This is a genomic window from Mycobacterium sp. TH-M82 (assembly GCF_057473605.1).
The window spans coordinates 1-5,346 of the sequence record NZ_JBYCKY010000622.1 but is presented as its reverse complement, the minus strand read 5'-3'; the positions used below and the strand labels follow the sequence as shown (position 1 = coordinate 5,346).

At 69.6% G+C, this 5,346-nt stretch carries 1 protein-coding gene; it reads right to left on the bottom strand.

Going from position 1 to position 5,346, the window contains the following annotated elements; all coding sequences use genetic code 11:
- A partial coding sequence (locus AC2VON_RS18360) for an acyltransferase domain-containing protein (RefSeq protein ID WP_486954236.1) occupies positions 1-5,346 on the bottom strand: 5,346 nt, incomplete at both ends.

Below are 5,346 nucleotides of genomic sequence, written 5' to 3'. Positions count from 1 at the left end.
GACCCGACACGTGGCCGAACCCGAGGCTGGTCACCAGCCCGGCCTTCAGCGGGAACAACCCGGCGAGCCGCAGCGTGTCACGAACCCACACGAAGTGCCGCGAGGTGGCTAGCTCGTCATCGACGCAGTCCAGGCTGCGGTTGGGCGGAATGACGCCGTCGCGCAGCATCTGGCACATTCCGATCAGCTGGAAGACCGCCGCTCCGCCCTTGGCGTGACCGGTCAGGCTCTTCTGGCTCACCACGAACAGCGGCGCGCCGTCTGAACGACCAAGCGCGGCCGCCAATCTTTCGTGCAGCTCGGTCTCGTTGGGGTCGTTGGCCAGCGTCGAGGTGTCGTGCTTGGAGATCACCGCGATGTCGTCGGCTCCCACGCCGAGGGCGGCCAGCGAGCGGGCCAGCGCCGAGTCCCGGCCGCCGCGGCCGGCGCCGAGCGCGCCCAGACCGGGGGCCGGGATCGAGGTGTGCACCCCGTCGGCGAAACTCTGCGCGTAGGCCACCACCGCCAGCACCGGCAGGCCCATCTTGGCGGCCAGGTCGCCGCGGGCCAGCAGGATGGTGCCACCGCCCTGGGCTTCGACGAAGCCCAGCCGGCGCCGGTCGTTGGCGCGGGAGAATCTCGCGTCGGAGATGCCCTTGGCCCGCATCATCTCGGTGTCGGCGGTGGCGGCCATGTCGCCGAAGCCGATGACGGCCTCCAGCGTCAAATCGTCGAACCCGCCGGCGACCACCAGCTCGGCTTTGCCCAGCCGGATCTTGTCGACCCCCTCCTCGACCGAGACCGCCGCGGTCGCGCAGGCGCCGACCGGATGGATCATCGCGCCGTAGCTACCGACATAGCTTTGAATCACGTGCGCGGCAACGACATTCGGCAGTACCTCCTGCAGGATGTCGTTCGGCTTGCTCCGGCCGAGCAGGTTGCCGTGGTACATGGTCTGCATCGAGGTCATACCGCCCATGCCGGTGCCCTGGGTGCTGGCCACCAGGCTGGGGTGCACCCAGCGCATCAGCTCGCCCGGGGTGAACCCGGCCGACAGGAACGCGTCGACGGTCGCGACGATGTTCCACAGCGCCACCCGGTCGATGGAGGTCGCCATGTCGGCGCTGATCCCCCACACCGTCGGGTCGAACCCGGTCGGGATCTGGGCACCCACGGTGCGCGACAGCTTGGTCTTACGCGGCACCCGAATCTCGGTGCCGGCCTTGCGGGTCACCTGCCAATCGGTGGAACCCGGCACCGGGCGAGCCACGGTGTGCTCGGGGTCGAACCGCACGAATTCCCGGGCTTCGGTCTCGCTCGAAACCGCAAACGAGAAGTCCTGGTCCAAAAAGACGCTGACCAGAAGCGGCGAGGCGTGGTCGGGGTCCATCGCGCCGTCGTCGACGAACTCGCGAATTCCCACTCTCTCCAACACGGTGTCGTGGTAGCGCTCGACCAGCTCGGCCTCGTCGACCAGCTCCCCGGATTCGGTGTCGTACCAGCCCGGCTGCGGGTCGTCCTCCCAGCGGATCAGCCCGGTGGTCCAGGCCAGCTCCAGCACGCCGGCGGCGGACAGCTCGTTGTCGACTTCCATTTCGAAGCGGGTGCGTGCTGAGCCCAGCGGGCCGAGTTCGGCGCCGCCGACGATGACCACCAGATCCGCCGGATCGACGTCAAGGTCGTGCCAGGCCGGGGGCGGGGCCTGGGTGTAACCCCGCGGCGGCGACGGCAGCGCGGCGATAGTGCCGCCGGCGGCGCGCTCGGCCGACATCTCGTCGCGAGCTGCGGCCTTCTGCGAGGCGGCCAACTCGGCCAGGTCCAGGCCGGCGTCGGCCAGCCCGCCGGTCAGGTCGGCGGTGATCGGCGCGTGCGCGGCGGCCACCTTGGACTCCGCGTCGCACAGGCCCAGCAGCATGGTGGCCATCTGGTCGGTGGAATATGTTGTCACTCCCGCCTCTTCGACTGCAGCGACGACGCCGTCGTTGTGGCCCATCAGCCCGGTGCCGCGGGTCCACCCGATCAGCGCATGGGTCAGGCCAACCCGCGCCGCCCACGACGGTTCGGCGTGCCATCGGGTCACTACCGCCTCGAGCGCCGATTTGGCTTCGCCGTAGGCGCCGTCCCCGCCGAACATGCCGCGGTTGGGCGATCCCGGCAGCACCACGTGCAGCCGCGAGGCGATGTCGTGTTCGGCGCCGATCGCCGACAAACCGCCGATCAGCCGCTGCACCGCCCACAGCAGCACCTTCATCTCCATCTCCGAGCGCGCACCCGCTTCTAAGAGATCGCCTGCCACCCGTGGCGCGGCGAACGGGAACAGCAGCGTGGGGACTTGTGCGTCCTTGACGTGAATTGGCTGCGGCCCAAGGCTTTCAGTCTGCTCACTGCCTACCCACTCGATCAGCGCGTCGATGTCGGAGTAGGAGGCCAGGTTGGCCGGCGCCACCCACAGCACCGCACCGAACCGGGCGTGGTCGCGATACAGGGTGCGGTAGAAGCCCAGCCGTTCGTCGTCAAGCCGAGAGGTGGTGGCGACGACGGTGGCGCCGCCGTCGAGCAGTTGCCCGACCACCGACGCGGCGATCGAACCCTTCGACGCACCGGTCACCACCGCGACCTCGTCGCTGTAGCGTCCCCGGCCGGGGTTTTCCGCACCGGCGGCGATCCGCCCGTACAGCGATGCATGGATGGCCCTGCGGTCCACCAGCGCCCGGCCCTGCCACCAATTCGCTTGGGCGGCAACCGCATGTCCCGTGCCTTCGAAGCGTTCGGAGAGCCGCTGCCAGTCGGCGTCGATGTCGCCCTCGTCGGTCAGCCAGAGTTTGACCAGGTCCTCGCGCGCGCTGGCCCACCGGTCGTCGAACAACACCACCCTGCGGGCGTCGAACACCGGTGCCACCAGGCGCGGCCAGTCCGCGCCCAGTTCGGTTGCGACCAGGTCGATCAGTTCGCCGTCGGTGGCGGCCTCGGGCGTGGTGCCCGGGTCGTCGAGGCCGAGCTGGTTCAGCACCAGCCGGGCCGCCGAAGCCAGCACTCCGTCGCGACCGGTGATCTGTTCGGCGAACTCACCCAGCGCGGCGGCGTCGACGGTTGCCCCACCGCCCCCGGACGACGGCAGGCTCACGGCCACACCATGTCTCGCGGCGACAACACTGACAGCATGATCCACGACCCGGTCGACGGCGGCGGCGTCGCCCAGCGCACCCTCGTGCAGCCCGCCCAGGGCACCACCCCGGACGCTGCTGCCCTCCCGGGTACCCAGCGCTACCTCGACGGTGACGTGCTTGGCCCATCCGTCGCCGAGCCCCCAGACCTTTTTCACTCGCTGGGCGACGGCGGCCGGCCGCTTTCCTGACGGACCGAGGACGGCGCGCAGTTGGTCGCTGATAGCGTCGGCCAGCACCGGGCCGAACGGTTTGTAGGTGCGCGCCAGCTTGGTCACCTGGGCACGCAACCCGGCCAGGTCGGCTTCGGCGGCGCCGTCGATGGCGCCCAGGTTCAGCTCCGTGCCCAGGTCAACCAACAGCTGGTTGCGCCGCGACGACGCACCGTCGGTGATCGATTCGATGGAGTCCAGTGCCTCGATCTGGTCGATACGCATCTTTGCCGACAGCGCGATCAACGCAAGGGTGGCGTCGGCGGCGTCGAACGTCAGGTCTTCCGGAGTGCCTGACGGAGCTCCGGCGCTAGCCGGAGCGACGGCAGCGACGACATCAGACACGGGCGCGGGCTCCGGCGCGGCCGCCTCGGAATCCTCCGCAACCCCGCCGTCTTCCTCGGGCTCCGGGTCGGTGTCGGTGGCGAACAACACTGCCGCGTCGCGTTCGCAGTTGAGCACTTCCACTGTGCTGTGAGCATATTCGGGCAACTTGAGGGTGTTGGTGGCCAGCCCGGCGACCGTCGGCGCGGACTTCACCCCGATCTCGACGAACCGCTCCACGCCCAGGCCGCCGGCGGCCTCCTCGGTGAACAGCAGGTCCTGGGTCTCGATCCAGCGCACCGGGCTGGCGAACTGCCAGGCCAGCAGTTCGATGACGACCGTGCGGCACAGCGCGCGCGGTTTCTCGGCGCGCCAGGTGTCGTAGTCGGCGAGGATCTCGTCGAGCGGTTCGGCGGGCACCAGATCGCGAATCTCGGCGATGAAGTCGCGGTCCAGGCTGAACGGCCGGGGCACCAGGTTGGGGATGTAGCGGCCGACGATCAGGTCGGGATCCTGGTCGTGCGGGATGACCCGATCCAGCGAGCGGCGGAATTCGTCGACCCCGACCCGCAGCACCCGCGAATGGAACGGCACGTCGATACCGGGCACGTAGATGAACGCGCGCCGACCGCCGGTGAGTTCGCGTCGCCGCGCGACCTCGGCTTCGAGTTCTTCCAGACCGCGCACAGTGCCGGCGACCGCGTACTGCGCACCGCGCAGGTTGAAGTTCACGATCTGCAAAAACTCGCCGGTCCGTTCGGCGATCTCGGCGACGAAAGCCGTGACGTCGGCGTCGTCGAGGTCGATCTGCGACGGCCGGATGGCGGCCAGCCGGTAGTTGGAGCGCCCCTGCGCGTCGCGCGGCACGATATCGTGCATGCTCGATCCGCGCCGAAACACCGCCTCCAGCAGGGCCTCGAGTTCGAAGATGCCGCTGACGCAAGCCAGCGCGGTGTACTCGCCGACCGAGTGTCCGCAGGCGATGGCGTCCTCGACGAACGCACCGGCTTCCCGCATCTCGGCGACCTGGGCGGCGGCCACCGTCGCCATGGCGACCTGGGTGAACTGGGTCAGGTACAGCACACCGTCGGGGTGGTGGTAGTGCACCCCGCACGCGATCAGGCTGGTCGGGTTGTCGCGCACCACATGCAGCACCGAGAAGCCCAGTGCGTCGCGGGTGAACTTGTCCGCGGCGTCCCACACCTTGCGGGCGGCCTTGGAGCGGGCGCGGACCTCCATGCCCATGCGCGGGCGCTGAATGCCCTGCCCCGGGAAGGCGTAGACGGTCTTGGGCGCGGCCAGCCGGGCAGTCGCCGACATCACCAGGTCTGATCCAACGCGGGCCGTGACCTCCAAAACATCAGCACCCAAGTCGATTCCGATTCGATCGACGCGGAAGTCGATCTCGTCGCCGCGGCGCACCATGCCTAGGAAGCGTGCGGTCCAGCCGATCAGCCGCGCGGGTGGGCGGGCCTGGCCGTCGGTACCGGTGACGACGTGCTGGGCAGCCGCCGATAGCCACATGCCATGTACGATCGGCGATTCCAGGCCGGCCAGCAACGCGGCGGCCCGGTCGGTGTGGATCGGGTTGTGGTCGCCGGACACCACCGCGAACGGCCGCATGTCCGCCGGTGCGGTCATGGTGATGTCGCGACGGCGGCGGCGCG